Source organism: Paenibacillus rhizoryzae, from assembly GCF_059686995.1.
Genome location: NZ_JCAALT010000004.1, coordinates 309103 through 333973 on the forward strand (window position 1 = coordinate 309103; position 24871 = coordinate 333973).

Consider the following 24871-nt stretch of genomic DNA (forward strand, 5'->3'; position numbering starts at 1 on the left):
TTAAACCATAAAAACCCGAGCAAGGAGGGGTGACAAACATCAATGGGTAGCGACCAGAAGAGCAAGTTCTTATTAACTCATCGTGAACGCGAGGTTTTCGAGCTGCTTGTGCAGGATAAAACCACAAGGGATATCGCACAGCAACTGTTCATCAGCGAGAAAACTGTTCGAAACCACATCTCCAACGTCATGCAGAAGTTGAACGTTAAAGGTCGTTCACAAGCGGTTGTCGAGCTTATAAAGCTTGGGGAATTAAAGATTTGACGAAAATCACCGCATACCTTGCTCAGCCTTCTGGCAATGCTTCCGAATTTATTCGGAAACGTTTGCGAGAAGGTTTTTTGACGTTTATGGGGCAGCTTGGGAGCTGAGAAGCGGATTTTCCGACTTGCAGCTTCTTTTTGCAGCGTTTTCGGTAGCGAGAGTCGGGTTTTCCGACTCTCAGCGAACGCGCGTAGGTTGGATGGGTTAGTTTGGTTGCTGAAAGTTCCATTTCCGGACTTTCAGCTACTTTTTTGTGCGATTTCGGCGGGGAGCGTTCCATTTTGGAACGCTCAGCGAACTCGCGGAGTTGGTTGGGATAGTTTGGTTGCTGAGAGTTCCATTTCAGAACTCTCATTTGCTGAAATGTGCGATTTCGGCGGGGAGAGTTCCATTTTGGAACGCTCAGCGAACTCGCGGAGGTTGGTTGGGATAGTTTGGTTGCGAGCGTTCCATTTCAGAACTCTCATTTGCTGAAATATGCGATTTCAGCTGTGAGCGTTCCATTTTGGAACGCTCAGCGAACTCGCGGAGGTTAGTTGCGATAGTTTGGTTGCTGAGAGTTCCTTTTCAGAATTCTCAGTTGCTTTAATATGCGATTTCGGCGGGGAGAGTTCCATTTAGGAACGCCCAGCGGCCGCGCGAAGGTTGTTGGCGGGGAAGCTCACTAATCACCGCGATCTGGAGCGATAGTTCGTTGAGCAATAACAAAAAACCCGCGACCCAGCCGCGAAATCGCGACCGGGCCGCAGGCCCACTCAAGCGCCTATCGGCGCCAATACACTTCGTGCGCATAACGATATTGCGCAGGCGGCTTCGGTGAGCGGATCGCGAATGCGCCACTGGGCTCATACGCGAACGGCGTTTCGCCTTGCGCATATGAGGCGCCTTTGCGGCGTTCGATGCAATCCTGCAGCAGATGCTGCTTTAGCGCCAGATACTCCAGCGTGTGCGGGCCGAATTCGGCTTCGATTTCGCCGGGGCGGAATTCGTAGTAGACGGTGCGGCGCAGCGGGTTGCCGTCGCCTGCAGGCGAGCCGTGCAGCACCTCGATATTGTGGAAGATCACATCGCCGGGCTGCATCGGAACCGGGATCGCATCCTCCGTCGTGAAACCAGGCTGCTTGCAGCGGTTGTCCGCTTCTTCTTTGCTCCACTTATTGCTCCCCGGGATCACCCATAAGCAGGTTTGCATATCCGCCTCATCCAAATAGAAATCCACATTGAATATCGGCCGCGTATCTGTACAGCCTTCCGGTACCGCCGCATCGCGATGCCAGGGAACGATAATGCCTTCATTTGGCGCTTTCAACACCATGGAATCCCAGGTTGCGATGAAGTTGCGGCCCTGCAGCTTCTCCACGGAACGAAGGATAAACGGATGACCGAGCAGCACCTTCATCGGATCGCTTTTTGCAATGACATATTCAACACGTTTAAAGATCGATTGGCCTGATTTCACACCAATGCCGTACATGAAATCCGGGTCGTCGTCTACGCCTGCCGCGCCTTTCTCATAAAGCGCTTGCATTTCAGACTGCACCAACTTCAATTCTTCGCCTACAACCACATTCCGAATGACAAGAAAACCGTTATCCAAGAAAAACTGCGCCTGTTCCTCCGTTATACTGTCCTGCGCCGCTGCATCGACGAAAGGAATTTCCACATGGATCGTGCCCATATTTGTTCCACTCCCTCATGGATAATAAGTGCTTCTGAGCTAAGTATAAGGGATTTGGACGAAAGGTGTATGTAGTTGAAAGTAACAAAGAGGTTGCAGAAATCACACGATATTGCGATAGTAATCTTGAATAGTCAACACCTACTCTAACGCCACAGAGGTGATCCCGACCCGTATGACCACGAATATGCCGCCCAAAATCCCTTACTATCATCACTCACTGCCCGAGCATGTAGCAGGTTTGTATTTTCATCCCCCCTACATCACACTCGCCCATCTGTTTCACGCGCCGCAGCACTGGGATATCGCAAGAAGGATGCTGAACAACTATCAGTTCCAATATGTCGTTGAAGGTGCCGCCGAATATCGCATCGAGGATCGAACTTACATTACACGGCGCGGCGATTTGATCTACCACTCCCCGTCCCAGGCTCATGAGGTTCATACGATTCCAGGGGAAAAATATATTTGCATCTCCATCCTATTCGACTTCGGAGAAACGAACTATCCGGTTGAGCGTATGCTTGGCGAGGAGCGTTACTTAGGTAACTTCGCAGGGCATGATATCGAGAAGAAACTCACGCAGCTGATTACGCATTATCATCAGCCCGGATTGACGCATCATACGCAGTGTCAGGGTCTGCTGATGAGCATTTTGGCCGATTTGTCGGGTATTAAACAGGAGCAGGAAACGAAGACTGAAGGTCAGCAGAAGATTAAAACCAAAATGGTGCTCATCCGAAATTACATTGCCAATCACTGCAACGAGAACATTCAGCATAGTGAGCTCGAAGCCATGTCGGGGCTCAGCCGCAATTATATTATCATCAAATTCCGTGATGCATTCGGCATAACGCCTTTCGAGTATTTAACGCGCGTTCGAATCGAACGGGCCAAAGAGCTCGCCATTCAAACGAATATGTCGATCGGAGAAATCGCTAATGCCGTGGGGTATGCAGATGTGCATACGTTCGGGCGGATGTTCAAGAATAAGATGGGCACAAGCTTCAGCCAGTTTTGTTCCTCCATGGTAACTTAGCGTAATGAAGGGGAACAGCCAATCCACGTCAGAGAACGTGAATTGGCTGCTGATTAATTGCTCATAGTAACTAGTAATAAATCCTCGTCTAAGCTCTGCAGCCGAAGGGTCGAAACTCCGGGGTTTAAGATCCGGATCTATGCGGGAATACGCGGTCCACCATGGCATTAAATTCAGCGATAAAGCCTTGAATTGGATGCCCAAGCTTCACATCGCTCATGTACGCGTCCATGCGATCGAAGAAATCCGGATTCGCCGAAACGTACACATTCTTCACTTGCGGCGCCATCTGTTTCACTTCATTGGCAATTCGGTCTTTCAGACCGCCGGCCACATCAGCATCCCGCGTCATTCGGCTCGGAGCACTAGGAACCGTTGGTGCCGGATTAGTGTTATACACCCGCAGCATGTTCGGACCGGTAGCAATTGCACTGATCTTCGTATCCAACGATTTTGTAGTCATGTTTGGACGCTGGTATGCTCGCTGCGTACGACTGAGCGGAGTCGGTGCGGAAGGAACATTCATGGCACGCGTACCCATGCCCTTCATATCGGCGTTGTCCTTCAGCGATACGCCAACATAGGCGTTGTCATCAGTCAGCATCACATAGGCCTTATTCACTTCAGGCAATCGTTCCAGCCGGTCTGAGATCTCCTGGCTCATTTCCAGCCTGTAGTTCTTGTGAAGACCGATAATATTATTACTGTTTAATCGGTGTCCGTCCACACGATTCATTTCGTTCATTTGATCGTTTGCAAATCTGGAATGGATGATTCGGTTGCCATTCATGTCATAAGCAATACTGTTATTTCGGATATTGCGGTTACCGAGATCCCCTTGTTTATCCATACAGCCTGTCAGTATCGTCGTCAACATCGCGCCGGCTGCGAGCACTGCCAATTTTCGCTGCATTCCATCTCATCCTCCGTTTCGTATGAACCGTTTGATGCGGCCCACATATAGGGTTAGCCGAACGGGGAGGAGCTATGCTGGCAAGTTTTTAGGTAGCAGTCAGCGCGATTTCTGCAATGTCCTCAACTGCTTCCTCTTGCTGCTCCGACAACACGCGTACCAAATGAACAGGCTCAAGCATGCCTTTCAGTTCCACGGTAAATGGCGCCGTCACTACGAAAGCAGCCCCCATCGAGCCTGATGGCAGCCCTGCAAGCAGCTCCGCTTCGAGCACGATTTCACGTGGACCGCCGATAGCCTGAATTCGCGCCGCCATGTTGACCGTTCGTCCAAAATAATCATTTCGCCCGTTCATCCCAACCGTTACCGCAGGTCCATGGTGAAGCCCGATTCTCAGGTCGAGTCCTTTCAACGAATGCCAGCCCTGCTGGATATTCAGCGCTGCTCTAAACCCCGCTTCCGGACTGTCGAATACCGCCATAACCGCATCACCGATTGTTTTGACAACGACTCCTTCATGCTTCTGAACCTGCTCCGACAGAAAATCAAACATATGCCGTACATAACCGTAAGCGCTCGCATCGCCGACACTTTCGTAATAAGCGGTTGATCCGCATAAATCGGTAAACAGTACCGTCAAACTTGAGACGCCAGCCTGTTGTCCCGGGGCCAATACATCGGACGCAAACAGCGATCGGAACTCAGGGAACATCGTCACCTGGGAAGCAGTCGCGACAACATCATCCCAGCCTTCGCGTTCCAGTACAACCATAACATCGAGATCCCGCGCATTGGTCACCGTCAACCATCCTCCGGTTTCTCCATGAAAGACCTCTTGCTGCCATCCCTGATCCGCCAAAATAACACGCCTAGCATCACCTTCAACCTTCGCCTCTGCCCGCTCCGACAGCCTTACCTCAAGACGCTCGTTGCTGCGAAGAACACGCAGCCGCCAATCGATGGACTGCTCAGGAAGCTCCATCCGTATCGACTCTCCCACACGTATTAGTCGCTGCGTATGAATATGTGGCGCCATCGCCGGAGCTCCGACGCAATAAACGGATCGAACAGCTCGTCTAACCTCAGGATGAACCGAGAAACACAGCTCGACATAACGGTCAAACATGACTTCGTATTGAATACCGCAGTAATCGCAATGATAACGATCCGTAATGGCAGCCAGTTTATCGGAGGATGATTCCGCTACCCGGCAATTCGGGCAGATCAACCGCCACTCCAGATTAAATAAACCAAGCCTGGTCCCATGCAGCATCAGCTTCAGCACTTCACTTCGCGGCAGTTGCCACTTCTGCGCAAGGACATAGGGGCGAATGTCCGCTACGTCTTGATCATCGCTGTGCCTGATAAGCGCGGCCAGCCGTTCAACCGGATCACCGCTAAAGCCAAGTCCGTCAAGCTGCTCCAGCACTTGACTTAGCTTGCTTTCATTAACCTTGTAAACGCGACTAGCATTTGCGTTGATGCTGACAGCGGCGCCTCCGACGGCGGATTCGCTCCCCGCAGCCGCAATTGCGTGCTCTATGTAGCGAAATGTTTTGTGCATGGATCGTTGTGCAATTAGTTTCACCGGAAGATGCATAGCTGCAGCCGCGGGTATGATGTTGGAATAAAGAGTTACAATCGTATGTTCTTCCCCATCTACTTCTACAGCTTTCAGCCGAATGCCCGAACGGAATTTGCTCATCGGCCCTTTGGCATAATGTCGAAACACCTCATACCACTGCTCATGCATCCATTCAAACGGATACTCCTGCCACTCCATCGGAATGAGCTGAAGCGCCTTCGATTTCAACGTGCGGCTGACGGATCTGGGCGAATGTTTCTGTTTGTTCACCGGGTCAAGTCCGATCGCTCGGTTGAGCCGGTTCGTATCGGATAAAATTTGCCACACGCTAGATTTGAGCTGCGGGAATTGCTTCTCCATCGTTATCCGGATTGATGCCGTACTCATTTCAGACGTTTGACTCAAGATGACCCAGCCCCTTCTGACCGTTCATGTTCACTCTCTCTTCATCATAAAGGAAAAGTGTGACAATCAGTAGCTATTATTAGAACCAGTCGTCTCATAATTTCGGTGCGCTTTGCCAATACTACCCACAGGTGGTGGGTTATGGTGGAACATGTCATCAAAAAACTCGGGAAGAGTCCCGATTTTCAACATCAGTATATTTTGCTCGGCGGCAAACATGTTGAACTCTTCGCACTTTCGAGCCTCGTCGATGTCGCGGCAACCGTATGGCGGATCAAGGAAACCGCTTCTGCCGAATCCTATTCATGGGAACAGCTGAAGTGGACACTTGGCGCTGAAGAAGCGGCGAAGGCAGAGGACCACGTTCAAGGTCTTTTGGAAGGACGTGCTCTTCTCTTCACCTCAAACCGCTCGGAAGCCATTTGGGTACAGCCCCTGTCTCAAAACTTGAACCGATCGATTAATGTGCCGAACAATCAAAACATCCTTATCTCATCGCAAACCGGCTTCATCGAAGATATTATGACGAACGTGGGCTTGATCCGAAATGAGCTTCGTTCCGCACATCTGAAGCAATCGCTTGTGCTCGTCGGCTCTACGCACAAACAGCGTATGCTCATTCTATCTCTCGATAACACAGTGGATGCGGCACTGCTTGCGGATTGCGAGGCATCCATTCGTGCCCATGCCAACGAAGACTTCACCTCTACTCGCCAAGTAGCAAAGTGGCTTCGCCAGCAGCCGTTATGGAGCCCGCTCCCCTGCTATAACAGAACGGAGTCGCCTCATGAAGCCTGCCACTATCTGAAACAAGGCCGGATTGCGCTGCTGATCGAGGGTTACCCGGAAGCGCTCATCATTCCCGTACATCTTGCCGACTTATTTATCTTAGATACGGACCTAGACTTACCTTCAGCTCTTTCCGTCATGATTATTTTCTTCCGCGTACTTGGTGCGCTCATCGCCATAATCGCTCCTGCCGCTTATGTCGCATTAGTTTCTATCAATCCGGATGTCATGAAGCTGGAATTGATATATTCCATCGCCCGCAGCCGTGTCGGTGTTCCTTATCCATCGTTAACGGAAGCGCTCATCCTGCTCTTTATTATTGAAATGCTCCTGGAAGCTATCGTCCGATTGCCCAAGAGCATTGGCCCGGCCATGACGATGGTCGGCGGGATCATCCTCGGACAAGCGGTAGTCGAAGCGCAGCTAGTCAGCAATTTGCTGATTATCGTGCTTGCCGCCTCTACAATCGCCAACTTTACGATTATTGGCTATCAATTCGCGCTAACTGTTCGACTGTGGCGATACATCATGCTCTTTTTTGCCGCCTTGTTCGGCCCTCTCGGCATCGTTTGCGGCTTATTTTTACTGCTCTCCCTAATAAGCAATGTCACGATACTCAGCAAGCCGTTTATGCCTACCACAGCTCCGAGGGGAGGGAAACCGAATCGATGAAGCAAGGTATCTCGATCGCCGCTTTATTTATCGTGCTTCAATATGGTCTGCTCATGTTTATTTTCCCCCAGAGCATTATCCAGTCCCAACCCTCCGGTCATTGGTTGACAGTCGTGCTTGGATGGCTGCTCCAAGGCGTCTTGCTTCGCTTGCTCATAGGGGGATTTAAGGAAAGCAAAGAGGATCTGCTGCTGTGTTTCTTACAAACGAAAGCAATATCCCGATTCATCTGGCTATGGCTGATAACCATTAGCAACGTTCTGGTCATCACGATCATCATTCGCGGCCACTCCCAATTGCTCAAAATGTTATTTCTTCCGAATACGCCGATCTGGGTGTTAATGGCGCTCCTGCTCTTCTCGTCGTTATGTATTTCATATGCCGGGCGAAATTCGTTATTGCGACTCTCCATTCTCGTAGGAATATTTGGACTTCCACTCATCATCATTAGCCTCGCGAGTACGTATGGCAATTTATCGCTAAACATGATCAGTCCGCTCGTACCGACATTTTCGTTCTTGGGGGAAGCGAAAATATTGCCTTTGTTCTTTATCTTCTCCCATACGATCGGTGTAATCGGTTTTTTTGGCCCGGTCTCTAACGTCTCAAAGCGCTGGCTCTGGGGAGCTTGGTGTTTTTCGTTGTTCTTTTATTTGATTATCGTTTATATCCCGCTTGGTATGTTCGGGCATGAAGGCGCAGCGCCGCTGCGATATCCGCTGATTATTGTCTTGGATTCCATCCGGGTAAATTGGTTTTTCTTTGACCGGCTCTCCTTGTTCTATGTGATGGCTGTCTTATTGAGCACACTAATGAACGTCACGGGGCTTCTCTGGCTCACCCGGGCAATGGCAAGCCGTTCATCGAGGTTAACCAAATGGATGACGAATCCGATCACGGTATCCGTGCTGGTCCTTATATTGGCACTGCTAATCGTAAATATGGGGGAGCTGGAAAAATTGTCAGAATGGGGAGCCCCTGCCCGATTTGGGCTAGTGCTGGCGATTGCGATAGCCGGAGCTTACTACCGAAGACAAGCGCGGCATAGGAGATGACCCGACTCGATGATCTTACGTCATTGTAAAACAGCGAATGTCCTCGTAAGCCTCTCCTGCGTACTGCTGCTGAGCGGATGTTGGGACAGCCATGATATCAATCTTCGAACCATGCCCATTATCGTTGGTATTGCGAAAGGCGAGTCTCAAGCCTTCGAAGTCACCTTGCAGATTCCAATTCCTGCCGAGAAAGCATTTTCGATCAAGACGATTTCGCATGAATCCAGTTCGGTCAGCTCAGCCTTCGATAATATGAGAGTCAATATCGAGAATTACATCGATATGTTGGATATCGAGATGGTCGTCTTTCATGAATCGGTCGCTGTCGAAGGGCTGGAGGATGAATTCAATAATGCCATCAGAACGAGAGGCATTCCGCCCCGATCATTAGTAGCCATTACGGATGCGAACATGAAGGAGCTGTTTACCAATACGAATCATGCCATTCAATCCGATGTGACGACTTTTTTTAAATACTCCAATAAAGCGGCCGGCTGGACACCTAAAACAGCCAAAACCAAACTGTGGGAAGCCTATGAATCAACGAAATCCTATACCGAAGACGTGATTATCCCCATTATTCGTCCAGGCAAGGAAACAGTGCTTGCCTTTCCCGGATCTGCCGTTATGCGAGAAGGTAAGATGGTCGGGCGCCTGGGAAAGGAAGAGACCCTGTTCGCTAACGTGGTTACAAACCGATATCACGGTGCTGCGATCGAGGTTCTAAAGAATGCAAATCTAATGATTCTAAGCGCTAAAACGAGATGGAAAGCTCGATTAACTAAAGAAGGGCCTGTATTAGACGGTAAGCTCTTCGTAAAAGCTGCCGTCACTGAAAGCAGAAAGGATGCCTCCGAAAGTGAATTAACCAAGGAAATGGAATCGTATATGACCGAGCAGCTGACACGGTTAACAGCCAAGCTGCAGAAATACAAGAGCGATCCCCTTGGTTTAGGCAATCACTTTAGAAGCAAGCTTCCGCTCAATGATCTGAAGCGTTGGCGAAGCGACTTTTATCCGAAGCTGAAAGTGAATTATCAGGTTAAAGTCGTCATCAACAATTTCGGAAATTTAGAGCAAGAGGAATGAATAAGGGCTGTCCCCGTGTGGGACAGCCCTATAGCCGCTTCCATTACTCCCAAGGAATTATGCTGTTTCCTCTAAGCCTCGCCAGTCCTTCTACGAAGAAGTAATCGCCGTAAATCAGCGGCACATCGACATTTTTGCGCTCCGGATAATGACTCGTGCCGTGCAAAATAAGTCCTTCCTCCTTCTCGTCGTCGAAGGCTCCGTAATTCCGGAAGAGCGACTCCAATATCCGCTCGCCTGCTTGCCTATAACTGCTCGATTCCGTTTCAGGAACAAGATCGGCGAGCAGCAATAAGCCGCATGCAGCACATGCCCCTGCGGAAGAATCGCGAAGTGTCTTCGTCTCGGATGGCGCGCGGAAATCCCATGCTGATACGGCGTCCTCGGGCAGCTGCGAGAGGAAGAAATGCGCCACTCGCTTGGCGGCATCGATATATTCTTGACGGCCCGTATGCTTCGCGGCCAGAGCAAGTCCATAAAGCGCCCATGCTGTCCCACGTGACCATGCAGATTCCGGGGCATAACCTTGGCCGCCAATATATTCCGCAACCTCCCCCGTCTGCGGGTCAAACCGTACGATATGCCGAACCGACCCGTCCGGCCGAATGAAATGTGCGAGTACGGTGCTCATATGTGCTTCGGCGATATGAGCGTAACGCGGATCGCCGCTTTCCCGCGAAGCAAAATATAGCAGAGGCAGATTCATCGCGCAATCGATGATCGCCAGACCTGCATTGTTATCGCCTTCCCGCCAAGGATTCCAAGCGCGGATATAATTGCCTTTTACATTAAAACGGCCTGCCAAGTGACTCGCTGCTTTGAGGGCTCGCCTGCGTGAAACTTCACCGCCGCCCAGCTTGTATTTGAATATGCTGGTTAGCGTCCACATGAAACCTGAATCATGATCAAGATGGTCGAAGCCGTCTAGCACTTCATCAAGCTTAAGCTCACATTGCTCCGCTAACGCTTGAAATGCTGGGTCGCCTTCACGCAGCAGCCACAGCATCCCAGGCCAGAACCCTGCCGTCCACCAATGCGGCTCCTCCAATCCATATCGGCCGCCCTGGCTTGCATGAGGGAATTCGGCTCCGATTCGGGCACTTGTTCGTTTCACCTTCAGAATCGTCTGCTCCCACGCTTCATTCACCCATTGCATCGATGTTGTTTCCGAATGTGCAGTCTCCGCCACGCCGAGTCACCTACCTATTCCAGAAATTTGAATTGAAACGCTAGCTGAAACTCGCTGCCCTCTATCCTTTCTACCCTTCGATCCAAGAAAATACGAGAAAAGCTTTCTTCCTTACCAAAGTGATTTGAGTAACTCCGCTCTTCAATCCGCACCTCGTAACAGCCCGGTTCGTACGCAAGCCGTACGGAATGCCTTTCACCTTGCAGCATAATTTCACCGTCGGCCATAAATTTCGGCTTGGAGCGGGTTATGATCGTCTCCGTTATAGGGGAGGGCTTCCCGGCAAAATGAAACGTATCCCGCAGTTCGAGAATCGGCCGTTCGGACTCCTTGTGCCAGCAGAATCGCCGCCGGTACGAAGTCAGCCCGCTTCTTGGATAACAAGAAGCCAGCTCCAATTCGAAGCGATCTTCCTCGTCACTGGTATGCGCTTCAAGCACAACTGCTGCACTTTGCGCGCCAACCTCTTGAAGATGCCCGCCAATGATCGGCAGCGAGTGACCTTGCGCTCCGTTGCAATCATAGGCGTAACGACCTTCGCCGAAGTAGTCTGCCGTATATTCACCGCTGCCAAGATCAGCCGCAAAAGCCGGGTCCCCATCTGCCAGCACTATAAAATGGCCAACGTCGATATGGTTATGCGGCTCCTGATTTGTTCCGCCTTTTGCCGCAAACCCAAAGCTGCCTGCAGCTGTTGTACAACGCGAAACGAGCCACCCCGCATCCGGCAGAAACCAGCTTCCGGGCTGCCAGTTCTTTGCTCTACTTACATGCGGCTTATACCAGATGAAATTGCGCAGGATATGGGCGAATCGCCAGCAATGATCATCGCCGAAGCTTGCCTGTACCGAGAGCGGAGGATATTCTACTTCCTCATAGTAGGAGGCCAAATAATCCGAGAGTCCGATATGAACATTCACAACTGGAACCGCATCGGAGAAATTAGCAGGCCGGTTGCGGGCAAGATAACAGCGCTGCTGAAACTGCGCAATTGCTCGCACCTTGTTATCGGCGAGCAGGTTGGCTTGGCCGCCAGTCCCGCGATTCAGCAGATCAGCGAAGGTAACAAAATAGCCGAAGCCGTAATTCCAATACCCCGGACCTTCGAGGCATGCACCATCCTCGCCAAAGCCGGACAGATAATGCCCCATAGTGATGATTGCTTTCTCTATGATTGCAGACAATCGATCGGAATCCGATTCGATGAGAAGCGCAGCAGAGGCAATGGAACCGGCACAGACCGACGCCCAGTTATGATCCGCCGTTTCCCAGTGGTACGGGCCATAGTTCAAATAAGGAACGAACAGGCGCCGATCCACTTCAAGACGTATTGCAGCCTGAAGCGGGATCGATAGATGCCTATCACCCGATATCGTTAAGATCTCTGCCAGCGCGAAACCGGTCTCTGCCGCGAACAGATCAATATGGCGATCGATCGCTTGACCTCTCATATGTGCGGGCAAACACCAAGTCGGTTCCTCTAGAACCGCAGCTATGATTTCCTCAAGAGCGCCGGAGTAGCGCTTCTCACTCGGATACAAGAAGTGGAGCATGGCGAAGGTTGCCAGCCTTCTTCTTCGCTGAAAGTAAACAGCTTCATATAACAACCGGTTCCCCGTTCGCTCATAGAGCCGATACAATTCAGGCGAAAGCTCCGGAACTGCTTCTTGCTCAAGAAGCTTCCCTTCCTGCTCTACTTCCCGTACCTTGTCTGCATAATGTGGTGAACCTGCGATCTCCTGCCACTTGGCAGCGCTGCTTGCATTTGCGCCGTACATACTCTCTTCGGCAGAATGCCGTTGTCGCTCCTCAAGCCAACTCTTCAACCTGTCCTTCGTCCAATCTATCGCCTCTGCCACACGCTCGCCTCCAGCTGAGTTGAACTAGTAAACTAGCGCGCCAGCCATCCGCCATCCACACAGAGGACGTGGCCGTTCATATAATCCGACGCAGCCGAAGCGAGGAACACGGCCGGTCCCTGCAAGTCTTTCGGCAATCCCCAGCGTCCTGCAGGGATCCGCTCCAGGATTGCTTTGCTTCGCTTCTCATCCGCCATGAGCGGAGCCGTATTGCGCGTATCGATATAACCGGGAGCGATCGCGTTTACTTGAATGCCTTTGCCGCCCCATTCATTGGCAAGCGCTTTCGTAATACCGGTCACGGCATGTTTGCTTGCCGTATAACCGGGTACATTGATGCCGCCTTGGAAGCTGAGCATCGAGGCAATATTGATAATTTTACCGCTGCCTCTGCTAATCATATGATTGCCTGCCAGTTGGCTGAGGAAGAAGACGGCGTTCATATTCAGATCGATGACATCGAACCAATCGGAACGCGAATGCGCTGCTGCCGGAGAGCGGCGAATCGTTCCGGCATTGTTGACCAGAATATCAACGCCGCCGAAATACGATGCCGCTTCATTAAACATCGGCTCCAAGTTATCGAGTTGACTTAAATCCGCCGAAATTTGGGCAGCAAGGCCGCCGCTGCCGCGAATCAGCCGAACCGTCTCATCGCTGTTCGAAGCGGATACGGCTACAATGGACGCACCCGCTTCAGCCAAACCGACTGCGATCGCTTGGCCGATCCCGCCTGATGTGCCGGTAACCAGCGCTGTTTTGCCTGTTAAGTCAAAGCTCATCCTCATGCTCCCTTCTCTCCCATAAGAAGTGTCGCTCCTTCTTGCCGGAACTGCTCTGCCGTCTCGTGCGAAATGCCGGAATCCGTTATGATCGCATTTACCTCGTTCAACTTGGCGAATGAGAAGAGCGCACCTTGACCGAATTTGTAATGATCCGCAACGACGTAGGAGGTCTTGGCTGTCTCCAGCCATGCCCGCTTAATGTCTGCCGATTCTCCGGAATAGATCGTAAAGCCGGACTGCGCGTGGATAGCCGTAGCGGATAGGAACGCCTTGGCAATGTTCAATTTGCGAATGTAGGCTGCTGCCTCAGAGCTGATCAGCATATTGCGGATTTGATAACCGCCCGGTACGACCAAACGAATCGACGTTCGGCGGGCCAGCTCCGCAATAATGTGAAGATCATTCGTGATGACCGTAAGCGGCTCATCCGGCAGCAGCTTGGCAATTGCAAGCGTTGTCCGCCCGCCATCCAAGGCGATAACCTCGTTAGCTTCAATGAGCGAGACCGCCAGCTCTGCAATCTCTTGATGCTCGGCTGTGTAGGGCGCTTCTTCTTGCTTCAGCGACATTATACCGAGCTGATTCTCCTGTGCCAGCACCGCGCCGCCGTGAATGCGCTGCAGCAGTCCCTTCTGCTCCAGCTTCGCCAAGTCCTCCCGAATGGTCTTGCCTGTTACCTGCAGCTGCTCGCTAAGTTCGGTGACCATCACTTCTCGGGAAGCGAGCAATAGTTCCATAATTTTCTCGTATCTGCGCAAAGGGTTCATCGGAAACCATCACTTTCATGCTGAATTGCAGCTTTATTTTAAGTCCTTCATCGCGACGGCGTCCATGTCCTCGAAGGTTTGATTCTCGCCTGCCATCCCCCATATGAACGTGTAGCTGTTCGTACCCACTCCGCTGTGAATCGACCAGCTCGGGGAGATTACCGCTTGTTCATTGCGTACGACCAGGTGGCGAGTTTCAGCCGCTTCGCCCATGAGATGAAACACCGCGCCATTATCGGGCATGTCGAAGTAGAAATACACTTCCGACCTGCGGTTATGCGTATGGCAAGGCATCGTATTCCACATGCTGCCCGGCTTCAGCAGCGTCATCCCCATCACGAGCTGGCAGCTTTGAATGCCTCCCGTATGAATATAGCGGTAGATGGTTCGCTCATTGGAGTTCTCCAAGCTTCCCAGATGATTAGGGGATGCTTCGCTGATCGCAGCTTTGACCGTCGGATACGTCTGATGCGCCGGAGCAGAATTCAAATAATATTTGGCAGGCTGCAAGCCATCTTCACTTGCGAAGCTGACATCTCTCGCGCCGCGGCCAATATATAGGCAATCCTTGCTGTCCATGGCATAAACTTCTCCGTCCACCGTAACCGTGCCCTTGCCGCCGACATTAATAATCCCAATCTCCCGGCGCTCCAGAAACGTAGCCGCGCCGATCGTTGCAGGATCGACTGCGAGGTTCACCGAACCTCTCACCGGAACTGCGCCGCCGATAATAAAACGATCCACATGAGAGTAGCTAAGCTTGAGTTCGTCAGGGGCGAATAGCTGTTCAATCAGAAACTCTTCACGAAGGCGAGTCGTATCAAAAGCTTTAACTTCATTGGGATGCGAAGCATAACGGATTTCCATGTGGGCATGATCTCCTTTTGCGTTCATATAAGTTCATTTGGTAATTTATAAGTTCATATTAAACAACGGCAGCTCATTGCGCAAGAAGAAAAATCCATTTCCGTTTAAATAAGTTTTTGCCTCTCTGAATACGCTTCCTCTTCTATCCGAATGGGATGGATTTGTCATCGAACACAAGTTACAATACGTTGTGAGAGGATTGCGTCAATTGCCCGCAGTCAGCCTAGCAAGGAGGATATCGTTGTGCCTACATTGAAAGATATCGCTGAACGCGTAGGCGTTTCTATTTCGACAGTTTCTCGGGCCTTTAGTGACGACACGAGCCGACCTGTGAGTGAGGAAACGAAACGTAAAATAAGAAGTGTCGCTGTCGAACTGGGATACAAGCTTGCTGATTCAGACCATCCTGAGGCTCAGAGCAGCACGCCATTGAAGCAAGTCGTATGTATCATCCCCCAGTCCCTTATGGGAGATCATCCTTATTTCTCGCAAGTACTGGAAGGCTTCCACAGGAAAATGAGTGAGCTAGGGCAGCCCCCGGTCATCGTTCGTACCGTTGAGGAATTGAAGGATACGCAGCGTCTTGCAGCCATGCTTGGAGAAGCAAACGTGAAGGGAGTTCTCGCTGTCAGCTGGTACGATGAAGAATTTTTCGAGCTGATGCAGAACGAAGGTGTCGTCCTTCTTGGCGTGAGCTTAAATGATGAATCCTTGTCTGTGCCGGTAGTCGACTGCGATCGCGTAGCTGCAGCCCGAATGGTTATTCGCCATCTTGTGGAGCAGGGGCATACGAGAATCGGTTACATAGGCGGACCCGCCTTCTACCGAAAGATGGAGAACGATGAGCGGTATATCGGCTATCAATTCTCTATGTTGCAGTCCAATCTCACCATCAATCCGGATTGGGTCATCGACACCAACTGGAACGTGAACGAAAGCTATACCCAAATGACCCAAATGCTCCTACGCGTACCGAAGTCCAATTGGCCAACCGCCATTTTCTGTGCGAGCGATATGCTTGCTATCCCCGCCATGCGAGCCGCTCTGGAGAAGGAATGCCGCGTTCCGGAGGATATTGCCTTTGTTGGAATGGACAATATTGCCTTCGCTCAATATACATCTCCACCACTTTCATCTATTCATGTTCCTAAATTTGAAATCGGCAGTATAGCGGCGAAGGCGATGGTGGATTACTTAGATGGTCACTTTTCGATTCCGCCCAAAATATTGCTTCCGTGCTCCTTGATCGTCAGAGAGTCATCAGACTATCATCGAAGTGCGAACTAATTTGTTCGTCTAATTAAGTTGTTCACTTTAGAATGCCCGACGGCTAGCGCCGTTGGGCTTTTTAATTTGCACAAACACCAAATCCAGCCATTTTTTTATCCAAAAAACCGATGTGGTCCCACGTGTAATTAGGCACATTTTTGGATAAAAGACCGAATAGTTTGGATAAAATTTATGCAAAACTTTATGAAAATCGATCACCAAACATATTGAAAGCGCTTAATCTTATGATAGAATATTGAAATATAACCGATGAAAAGGAGAAAATCCAGCGTTTTCAGTGGATCACCCCTCTATCCAAACAGTCCGCAACATTATCCAAAAATATTATATTTTTTGGATAAAAACATTGACAATTTGTTTCCACCGCTCTTATGATAGGTGCATGTCATGAAACATCACATAAAGATCGATCGGCGAGGCGCACAAAGATTAAATTACAGACGAGGTGATAAGAAATGGCTATCCGAACTGCCCAGGCTCTGCAAAATCCCATTCGGACGACTGCCAAAACGGGAAAGAAAAAAGCCTTTTGGAATCGTATCTTTCGAAATTGGCAGCTCTATCTGCTCATTTCACCTGTTCTCGCCTACTTCATCGTGTTCAAGTACATCCCCATGTACGGTGTTCAGATTGCATTCAAGGATTTCATTGCGAACAAAGGGATTTGGGGAAGCCCCTGGGTTGGCTTCGACCATTTTCATCGGCTATTCAATAGCTACTTCTTCAAACGCTTAATCAGCAATACGGTTGGTCTCGGCCTTTATTCACTCGCAGTAGGATTTCCAATTCCGATCCTCCTCGCTCTTCTGATGAACGAAGTTCGAGCAGCCAAGTTTAAGAAATTTGTTCAAACCGTTACCTATGCGCCACACTTCTTATCCACCGTTGTAGTGGTTGGCATGATGATGATGTTCCTGAATCCACGGTACGGTCTAGTCAATACCATGATCGAACTGTTCGGGGGCAATCCGATTAACTTCCTCACCGAGCCCTCCTGGTTTAAAACCTTATATGTGATGTCCTCTGTCTGGCAGACGACAGGCTGGAGCTCTATCATCTATCTGGCCGCACTCGCCGGCGTAGATCATCAATTGCATGAAGCGGCTCGCGTAGACGGTGCAACCCGGCTGCAGCGCATTTGGCATATTAACATCCCCAGCATTCTGCCGACAATTATCATTCTGTTTATCTTGGAGCTCGGAAACGTGATGTCGATCGGCTTCGAGAAGGTTCTTCTTATGCAAAACACGTTAAATATGGGCAGCTCGGACATTATTGATACCTACGTCTACAGAAGCGGTATTCAGGAGGCAGATTTCAGCTTCTCAACCGCAGTCGGACTATTCAGCTCCATCATCAATTTCGCCCTTCTGGTCAGTGTCAACTCGATATCCAAACGGCTCAGTAAAACCAGCTTATGGTAAGGAGGTATACGAATGGCTGATCAGACCCGAGGTGACCGCCTCTTTAGCTTCATAACGTATTCGGTGTTGATCCTTGTCGTGATTGCCGTGCTTTATCCGCTTGTGTTTGTCCTAAGTGCCTCATTCAGCGATCCCCAATACATAATGAGCGGCGAGATTCTGGTTTGGCCGAAAGGATTGACGCTGGATTCCTACAGTAAAATCTTCCATAACAGCGACATTGTCCGAAGTTTCGGCAACACGCTTCTGTACACCTCGCTTGGTACGTTCATTAATCTGCTGATGACGATATGCGGTGCTTATCCATTGTCGCGGCGTGATTTTGTCGGACGCAATGTGATCATGGCCCTGCTCGTATTCACGATGTTTTTCAGCGGAGGCCTCATCCCGACCTTCATTCTCGTCAAGAAGCTCGGCATGCTGAATACCCTGTGGGTTATGGTCATTCCAAGCGCGGTATCGATCTGGAATATTATCATCATGCGTACATTCTTCCAGCAGACCATTCCCAGCGAGCTGCAGGAAGCGGCCACAATCGATGGTTGCTCCAATTTTCAAATTTTGCGCAAGGTAGTCCTGCCTTTGTCCATGCCTATCATTGCAGTAACGATTCTTTTCTATGCGGTCGGACATTGGAATGCGTTCTTCAATGCCCTCCTCTACTTATCTGATAAAAGCAAGTTCCCGCTGCAGCTCATTCTGCGCGAAATCCTTATACAAGGTCAAACGGATGACATGATCAAAGCGTCTACGGAGTCCGCAATTAAGCAGCAGCGCGCCGTTGAAGGCATCAAGTACGCCGTTCTCGTCGTGGCTAACATTCCGATGCTCATCCTCTATCCCTTCCTGCAGCGTTATTTTGTAAAAGGCATTATGATTGGCGCCATAAAAGGATAATTCCTTTGCGTGGATATAAATTGGATGGCTAAGGGAGGAAGAAACAATGAAGGTTGCAAAAATGGGGAGTATTCTGTTGACCTGCGCTCTATCGGTATCCATGGTCTCTTCCTGCAGCAGCAATAGCGGGAACAACAATGGCAATGGCACCGGCTCCGCGACAAACAATGAAACGAGCGCACCTGCAAGCACAAAAGAAGTAGCTGGGCTGAACACCGCTGGCTTCCCGATCGTGAATGACAAAATTACGGTGAAGGGGTTCGCAGCGAAGCTATTTGCCAATGCGGACTGGAACAATTTGAAGCTGTGGCAGGAATACGAGAAGATGACCAACGTTCATATGGTTTGGGACACCACACAGAAAGACAGTCTCAAGGAAAAACGGAATATTTTGCTCGCAGGCGGCGAATATCCCGAATTGTTTTATGCGTCCGCTTTCTCCCGCTCCGATCTGTTCAAATACGGGAAGCAAGGCGTATTCGTACCGCTCAACGACCTAATCGATAAATATGCACCTAATTTCAAAGCACTCATGGATAAATACCCGATCATCGGAAAAGGCATTACGATGCCGGACGGTAATATCTACGGTCTTCCGACTATCTATGATCCTGAATTCAAATCTGTTTTCTATAACACGCCATGGGTCAAGAAAGAATGGCTCGACAAGCTGGGCATTGCAGAGCCGCAAAATCTGGATGACTTCTATAACATGCTGAAAGCCTTCAAGGAGAAGGATCCTAACGGCAACAGCAAGCAAGATGAGATTGCTTGGGGCGGTGTAGGTACAACCGGTCTGCTTGGATACTTGAAGGGCTCCTTCGGTCTTAATAATCACGGCAACTCCAATGCTTATGTCGATACGGATCCTTCAACAGGCAAGCTTCGCTTCGTTGCAACGGACCCCAACTACAAGGAGCTGCTCCAATATGTAAACAAGCTGTACAAGGATGGTCTGTTGGAGAAGGATATCGTTTCCGTGCAGAGTGAAGAAATTGACGCCAAAGGAACAGGCGGTCTTCTTGCAGTCATCGACAACGTAGATCCTGTAGCCATTTACAATCAGCAAGGCTATGTCGGTCTTCCGGTGCTGAAAGGACCTCACGGCGATCAGACCTATACGTATATCGGTTCTCCCCTAGGAAACATCGGGATGTTCGTACTGACGGATAAAGCTAAGAATCAAGAGGCGATGATGCGTTGGATGGATTATTTCTACAGCGAGGAAGGCATCAAATTGTTCTTCATGGGCTGGAAGGATCAAACGTACAAGGAGCAAGCAGACGGTACGGTCGACTACACCGATGAGATCAAGAACAATTCAAACGGCCTCTCGCTCGATCAAGCAGTCAGCCAATATTTAGTATGGCCTGGCGGCTACTATCCGGGATTTGTAAAGCAGCAGTTCTTTAAAGGCGCAGAAGGACTTCCAACGTCGGTAGAGAATGCGAAGAAATCCGAAGCACTTACACTTAAGCAGGATCAAATTTGGCCGGCATTCAATTTCACTGGCGAAGAGCAGACCGAGCTTACGACACTTGCTACCGATATTCAAACTTACGTAGATGAGATGAGAGATAAATTCATCGTAGGCAACGCTTCTTTCGATGAATGGGACAATTATGTTGCCACACTTAACAAAATGGGACTTGATCGTTATATCGCAATCTACCAAGCTGCACTGGATCGTTTCACATCCCAATAAATGAACTCCGCGGTGCGAAGCTTCTTGACTGCGAGTGAATGACATAAGAAGAAGGAGCACGAAGCTAATGAGTCCATTAACTGCTGTATTGATTGGTGCCGGATCCAGAGGTGCAGGGGGCTACGCGCCTTTTGCACTGGATTATCCGCATGAGCTGAAGTTTGTTGCCGTAGCGGAAGCTGATCCGGTACGCCGTGATAAAATGGCGCAGGCGCATGGCATCCCGCCCGAGCACTGCTACGAATCCTGGGAGGGACTGTTGGCACAGCCCCAGCTTGCTAACATTGCCGTCATTTGCACGCAGGATCGGATGCATTATGAGCCCACGATGCAAGCGTTGAATACGAAATATCACGTCCTTCTAGAGAAGCCGATGTCGCCGGACCCGCTTGAGTGTCTGGATATGGAACAAGCGGCCAAAGACAATGATCGTCTGTTATCCATCTGTCATGTGCTGCGGTATACGCCCTTCTGGTTAACAATCAAACAGGCGATTACGGATGGGCGAATCGGGGAGGTAGCCTCCATTCAATTGAACGAGAATGTAGGATATTGGCACATCGCGCACAGCTTCGTACGCGGCAACTGGAACAATTCGGACAAATCCAGTCCGATGATATTAGCCAAATCCTGTCATGATATGGACGTTCTCTCCTGGCTCATGGACAAACCGTGCACCCGTGTCAGCTCCTTTGGTTCCTTGATGCACTTCAACGCTGACCATGCTCCCGAAGGCTCCGCGGAGCGTTGCCTTGACTGCTCGGTTGAATCTACCTGTCCGTATTCGGCACCTCGATTCTATTTGAGCAATCAGTTCAAAGGCTGGGCACGGCATTTCACGCCGGATCTGGTTAAGGAAAATATTGTTCAAGGTATGCGGGAGACCGACTATGGCCGCTGCGTCTATCGAAGCGATAACAATGTCGTTGACCACCAGGTCGTGAACATGGAATTCGAAGGCGGCGCCACGGCGATGTTCAGCATGTGCGGCTTTACGTTCGAGCAGGAGCGAAGGATTCAAATTATGGGCACGCGGGGCGAGCTTCGGGCGGAAGAGGATAAAATTACGCTGTATGATTTTCTGACTCATCAGAAAACGGAAATTACGATTCCTCCCCAAACAACGGGACACGGCGGCGGTGATGCCGGAATCGTCCGCAGCTTCTTAAATGAAGTGCGGCACTACAACGGTCAGGAAGGCTTAACATCAGCTGCCGCATCTGTTCGCAGTCATTTAATGGCGTTTGCAGCAGAGGAATCACGCCTGAATGGCGGCAAGACGATTGTGCTAACGGATTATGCGAAAGACTTGATTGCAGCCAAATAAATAAGCCGAGCATATCAAAGGAGGAGCAAGCGTTATTCTTGCTCCTCCTTTCTGTTTAGCGGTACCTTTACACAAGCCTCTACGATTTCACCGTAATCTGCATCCCTTTAATAAAGTTCTTCTGAAGGGCAAAGAACAGAATAAGCGTCGGAATCGACGTTACCACGATGCCCGCCATCAGCGTAGTAATGCCAGTCGAGATATAGGTACCCTGCATAGCGGCAAGTCCCGACATGATCGGACGAATATCATCGCTTCGCGTTAAGATTAGTCCGAAGATGAGATCATTCCAGATAAACGTGAACTGGAACAAGAACAAGACAGATATCGGCGGCACCAAGAATGGAAATATGATCCGAAAGAGAATGGCGATAGTCGAATAGCCGTCCATTTGCGCCGCTTCCACATATTCACGCGAGATCGTTGTCATGAAGTTACGCAGCAAGAACACGCAGAACGGGATACAGATGGCAGTATAGAACAGACACATGCCAAAGAACGAATCATAGATACCCACTTTCTGATACCCCGAGAATAACGGAACCAGATACATTTGGAAAGGAAAGATTGTGCCGCTATAGATCAGCAAGAACCAGTAGAAGGAACCCTTTAAGCGAAGGACAACCAAGCCGTAAGCAGCAAAGACCGAGATTAGAATACTAGCTGAAGCCCCCACTACACCATAAGTAAAGCTGTTCTTCACATATTTGGTGAGTTTCCCTGCATTCAACGCTTCCTCTAAGTTCTGAAAGAGGTGAAAGCTCTTCGGCCATGCCCACATACTTCCATTCATGAAATCGCCTATCGATTTCGTCGAATTCATCAGGACTAATATAACCGGTGCAATCCATAATATGGATAATGTGATGATAATGATATATTTGATCCCATTTGCAAGCTGTTTCATGCCCTCAATCCTCCACTATCGTTTTCTTCAAATAGAACCAAGATGCAACAATGGATAATACCGTTAAGAGAATAGAGATCGCCGCACCTTGTCCAAAGTGGAACAGCATGAAGGATTCACGATACATCGTAACAGCCAGCGTTTCCGAAGAACGATAAGGCCCGCCTTGCGTCATGACCCAAATGATATCGAATGTCTTAAAGCTATTAACCAGCGCTAGCCCCAGCACAACAATCGTGACCGGATTTAAGAGAGGCAGCGTTATTTTCCAGAACATATGGAACCGATTCGCACCGTCAATCGCGGCAGCCTCGAACGGATCCTTCGGCAAGGATCCTAAACCAACGAGAAACAGCAGCATATTCGTGCCGGCTCCCTGCCAGACGGAAGCGACGAGCATGGCGAATGTATTATAGTAAGGCGTACGCAGCCAATCCTTAGCCCAGGATTCAAGCCCCATATGGGTGAGAAGATAGTTGATTCCGCTCGAGGAGAACAGAAAGATCCAAATGACACCGACAACTGTCAGCGACATGGCGTATGGCAGATAGAATAGATTTTTGAAAAAACGTTGTCCCTTAATTTGCTGCAGCAGAATGCTGAGCAGAAGTCCAAGCCCAACCGGCAGGATCAGAGACAATGCAACCCACATAAAAGTATTCTTGAGCGAGGTAATATATGTAACATCACTAAACACTTCGATATAGTTACTCAAACCGACCCAGTGAGACCTCGTTAATCCATCCCAATCCGTAAAGCTGATAAAGAACGTGTAGATAACGGAGGAAACAAAAAAAACAGTGATCATCAGGGCGGCAGGTAATACATAAAGCAAGGCTTCTCCATGTTTCTTGAAGTAGTTCATCTTGTCACACTCCCATAGGTCCCGATAATAAGCAGGGTTAAGAGGCAGCTAACGCCCCTTAACCCTATCGACTATTATTTATGTTCTGCCCAGTACTTATCTGCTTTCTTCTGGATGTTGTTCAGGACATCCATATATTGATCCGGGTTAAGCATGAAGCGGATAAATTCACTTGAACCGTACTCGGAAAGCTCGGATGGAGTCGCTTCCCAGTAACGTGTGATCGCCGTATAGTTGTCTTTGGAAATGTTGTCGACAAGCGCTTTGATCGTTGGGCTGCTTGCTTCCACATCTTTACGAGTCGGCACGCCGCCGAACACTTTGAGCAGCTTTTCATTCGTTTCTTTTTTCGTTAAGGAAATGGCAGCTTTAATGGCATCATCGCGGTTTTTGGCATTTTGCGATACTAGGAACGGTGTAATCTCAGAGATGACGGTATGACCGGCTTCCGGCTTAATGGCTGGCATGATGAACGAGCCATAGCCTTCTTCAGGTTTCAAACCTACGCCGTTCAGGAAGCTCTCGTACCATGTTCCAACCAAGTACATGCCGATTTCGCCTTTCACGAATGCTTGCGGAATTTCGGCATCCATTGTCATCGGTTTCGAGAAGTAACCTTTGTCGTACATCGATTTCCACAGCTCCATTACTTCTACCATTTCCGGATCCGTGTATTTCGCTTGACCGACAACGAGCTTATTGTAGAAATCAGGATACGAGTGGATCAGCAGATCCTCGAACCAGATAAAACCGTTCCAAGTATCTTTGATCGAAGTCCCGAATGGGGTAATGTTCTTCGCTTTCAGCGTATCGCTGATTTTCATCAGTTCATCCCAAGTTGTAGGCGGTGTTAAGCCATTATCTGCGAATACCTTCTTATTGTAGAAGATCGTCCAATAATGCGCAGAAGCCGGAATTCCGTAAACCTTGCCATCGACCGTCAACGGACCTGCGAGTGAAGGCAGAATGCCATTGCCATCCGCGCTAAGCTCTTTCCATTGCTCTGTCATATCGGCCAGGTTGCCGCTGTCCGCGAGCTCTTTTAATTTATAGCCGTTCCACCATTTGAAGAGATCGGGTGCTTCTTGTGTCGTAAATCCAATACGCACCGCCGTTTGATAAGCCGTTGTGTCCGTGTAAGGAACCCCTTCGAAGGTTACGTTATCTGATGTTTGAACGATAGGGTTGATGTCCTTTATGTAATCGGTAAGTGGCGCGAAATCATAGTAGAATTGCGCTTTGATCGGCTTTGCTTCTTCAGCTGCCGGCGCATTATTTGTCGTATTGTTTGTAGTCGCCGCCGTATTGGTTTCTGACGCTGCAGTGTTGTTCGAGCCGGAATTGTTGTTGCTTGAGCAGCCAGCTACCACAAGAGATAAGCTTGACAGCGCTACCAAACTGCTAAGCACCACGTTTTTCTTCTTCATTCTTTGGTTCCCCCCATTTGTTTTGACTGGACCATGTGAATTGTCTACTGCTTCATTGTATAGGGGGATCGCT

At 49.6% G+C, this 24871-nt stretch carries 21 protein-coding genes; 10 read left to right on the forward strand and 11 right to left on the reverse strand.

What is annotated here, in order from left to right:
* Nucleotides 1-42 precede the first annotated feature (42 nt).
* Entirely contained in the window at nt 43-264 is a 222-nt protein-coding gene (locus AC6ESO_RS13955; RefSeq protein WP_090641524.1) for a helix-turn-helix domain-containing protein, read from the forward strand.
* 763 nt (nt 265-1027) lie between these two features.
* Here AC6ESO_RS13955 and AC6ESO_RS13960 read toward each other — a convergent pair.
* Nucleotides 1028-1942 carry a phytanoyl-CoA dioxygenase family protein gene (locus tag AC6ESO_RS13960; protein ID WP_497091868.1) on the reverse strand — a complete coding sequence of 305 codons (915 nt, stop codon included), beginning with the start codon at nt 1940-1942 and terminating at the stop codon, nt 1028-1030.
* 175 nt (nt 1943-2117) lie between these two features.
* Between AC6ESO_RS13960 and AC6ESO_RS13965 the strand changes: the two genes are divergently transcribed.
* Nucleotides 2118-2981, forward strand: a complete 864-nt coding sequence (locus tag AC6ESO_RS13965) for a helix-turn-helix transcriptional regulator (protein WP_497091869.1) — start codon at nt 2118-2120, stop codon at nt 2979-2981.
* A gap of 124 nt (nt 2982-3105) precedes the next feature.
* Here AC6ESO_RS13965 and AC6ESO_RS13970 read toward each other — a convergent pair whose 3' ends face one another.
* Together AC6ESO_RS13970 and AC6ESO_RS13975 are read right to left on the reverse strand one after the other, a co-directional pair.
* Complete coding sequence (locus tag AC6ESO_RS13970) at nt 3106-3894, reverse strand: YhcN/YlaJ family sporulation lipoprotein (RefSeq protein WP_497091870.1); 789 nt, start codon at nt 3892-3894, stop codon at nt 3106-3108.
* 88 nt (nt 3895-3982) lie between these two features.
* Complete coding sequence (locus AC6ESO_RS13975; protein WP_497091871.1) at nt 3983-5884, reverse strand: adenylate/guanylate cyclase domain-containing protein; 1902 nt, start codon at nt 5882-5884, stop codon at nt 3983-3985.
* A 141-nt stretch (nt 5885-6025) separates the two neighbouring features.
* On the opposite strand from AC6ESO_RS13975, the gene AC6ESO_RS13980 reads away from it, so the two are divergent.
* From AC6ESO_RS13980 to AC6ESO_RS13990, 3 genes are read left to right on the forward strand one after another with little or no spacing between them, the layout of a single operon-like run.
* The gene (locus tag AC6ESO_RS13980; RefSeq protein ID WP_497091872.1) at nt 6026-7345 is read left to right on the forward strand and encodes a spore germination protein; all 1320 of its coding nucleotides are present in this window, start codon (nt 6026-6028) and stop codon (nt 7343-7345) included.
* A complete protein-coding gene (locus AC6ESO_RS13985) occupies nt 7342-8400 on the forward strand; it encodes a GerAB/ArcD/ProY family transporter (RefSeq protein WP_497091873.1) in 1059 nt (352 codons plus the stop codon). The genes AC6ESO_RS13980 and AC6ESO_RS13985 overlap by 4 nt, the downstream gene beginning before the upstream one ends.
* 9 nt (nt 8401-8409) lie before the next feature.
* Nucleotides 8410-9489 carry a Ger(x)C family spore germination protein gene (locus AC6ESO_RS13990; protein ID WP_497091874.1) on the forward strand — a complete coding sequence of 360 codons (1080 nt, stop codon included), beginning with the start codon at nt 8410-8412 and terminating at the stop codon, nt 9487-9489.
* A 43-nt stretch (nt 9490-9532) separates the two neighbouring features.
* Here AC6ESO_RS13990 and AC6ESO_RS13995 read toward each other — a convergent pair whose 3' ends face one another.
* The 5 genes from AC6ESO_RS13995 to kduI are packed head-to-tail and all read right to left on the reverse strand — an operon-like array spanning nt 9533 to nt 14956.
* Nucleotides 9533-10645, reverse strand: a complete 1113-nt coding sequence (locus tag AC6ESO_RS13995) for a glycoside hydrolase family 88 protein (RefSeq protein WP_497092141.1) — start codon at nt 10643-10645, stop codon at nt 9533-9535.
* Between the two features lie 47 nt (nt 10646-10692).
* On the reverse strand, nt 10693-12537 hold the full coding sequence (locus AC6ESO_RS14000) for a heparinase II/III family protein (protein WP_497091875.1): 1845 nt from the start codon (nt 12535-12537) through the stop codon (nt 10693-10695).
* Nucleotides 12538-12569: 32 nt separating this feature from the next.
* Complete coding sequence (gene kduD / locus AC6ESO_RS14005) at nt 12570-13325, reverse strand: 2-dehydro-3-deoxy-D-gluconate 5-dehydrogenase KduD (protein ID WP_497091876.1); 756 nt, start codon at nt 13323-13325, stop codon at nt 12570-12572.
* Complete coding sequence (locus AC6ESO_RS14010) at nt 13322-14089, reverse strand: DeoR/GlpR family DNA-binding transcription regulator (RefSeq protein WP_497091877.1); 768 nt, start codon at nt 14087-14089, stop codon at nt 13322-13324. Before AC6ESO_RS14010 ends, kduD begins: the two co-directional genes overlap by 4 nt.
* Before the next feature lie 33 nt (nt 14090-14122).
* Nucleotides 14123-14956, reverse strand: a complete 834-nt coding sequence (gene kduI, locus AC6ESO_RS14015) for a 5-dehydro-4-deoxy-D-glucuronate isomerase (protein WP_497091878.1) — start codon at nt 14954-14956, stop codon at nt 14123-14125.
* A 243-nt stretch (nt 14957-15199) separates the two neighbouring features.
* On the opposite strand from kduI, the gene AC6ESO_RS14020 reads away from it, so the two are divergent.
* The 5 genes from AC6ESO_RS14020 to AC6ESO_RS14040 all read left to right on the forward strand — a co-directional run bounded on the left by AC6ESO_RS14020 (nt 15200) and on the right by AC6ESO_RS14040 (nt 21599).
* Nucleotides 15200-16243: a LacI family DNA-binding transcriptional regulator gene (locus tag AC6ESO_RS14020; protein ID WP_497091879.1), complete on the forward strand. Its 1044-nt coding sequence runs from the start codon at nt 15200-15202 to the stop codon at nt 16241-16243.
* Nucleotides 16244-16701: 458 nt separating this feature from the next.
* Nucleotides 16702-17670 carry an ABC transporter permease gene (locus AC6ESO_RS14025; RefSeq protein ID WP_497091880.1) on the forward strand — a complete coding sequence of 323 codons (969 nt, stop codon included), beginning with the start codon at nt 16702-16704 and terminating at the stop codon, nt 17668-17670.
* A gap of 12 nt (nt 17671-17682) precedes the next feature.
* Nucleotides 17683-18567: a carbohydrate ABC transporter permease gene (locus tag AC6ESO_RS14030; RefSeq protein WP_497091881.1), complete on the forward strand. Its 885-nt coding sequence runs from the start codon at nt 17683-17685 to the stop codon at nt 18565-18567.
* A gap of 46 nt (nt 18568-18613) precedes the next feature.
* Nucleotides 18614-20272 (forward strand): type 2 periplasmic-binding domain-containing protein, encoded by a 1659-nt coding sequence (locus tag AC6ESO_RS14035; protein ID WP_497091882.1) that lies wholly within the window; start codon nt 18614-18616, stop codon nt 20270-20272.
* A gap of 67 nt (nt 20273-20339) precedes the next feature.
* Nucleotides 20340-21599, forward strand: a complete 1260-nt coding sequence (locus tag AC6ESO_RS14040) for a Gfo/Idh/MocA family protein (protein WP_497091883.1) — start codon at nt 20340-20342, stop codon at nt 21597-21599.
* A gap of 79 nt (nt 21600-21678) precedes the next feature.
* Here AC6ESO_RS14040 and AC6ESO_RS14045 read toward each other — a convergent pair whose 3' ends face one another.
* From AC6ESO_RS14045 to AC6ESO_RS14055, 3 genes are all read right to left on the reverse strand, one after another.
* Entirely contained in the window at nt 21679-22506 is an 828-nt protein-coding gene (locus AC6ESO_RS14045; protein WP_497091884.1) for a carbohydrate ABC transporter permease, read from the reverse strand.
* 4 nt (nt 22507-22510) lie between these two features.
* Nucleotides 22511-23371, reverse strand: coding sequence for a carbohydrate ABC transporter permease (locus tag AC6ESO_RS14050; RefSeq protein ID WP_497091885.1), 861 nt, complete (start codon nt 23369-23371; stop codon nt 22511-22513).
* A 74-nt stretch (nt 23372-23445) separates the two neighbouring features.
* On the reverse strand, nt 23446-24798 hold the full coding sequence (locus AC6ESO_RS14055; RefSeq protein ID WP_497091886.1) for an ABC transporter substrate-binding protein: 1353 nt from the start codon (nt 24796-24798) through the stop codon (nt 23446-23448).
* Between the last annotated feature and the right edge of the window lie 73 nt (nt 24799-24871).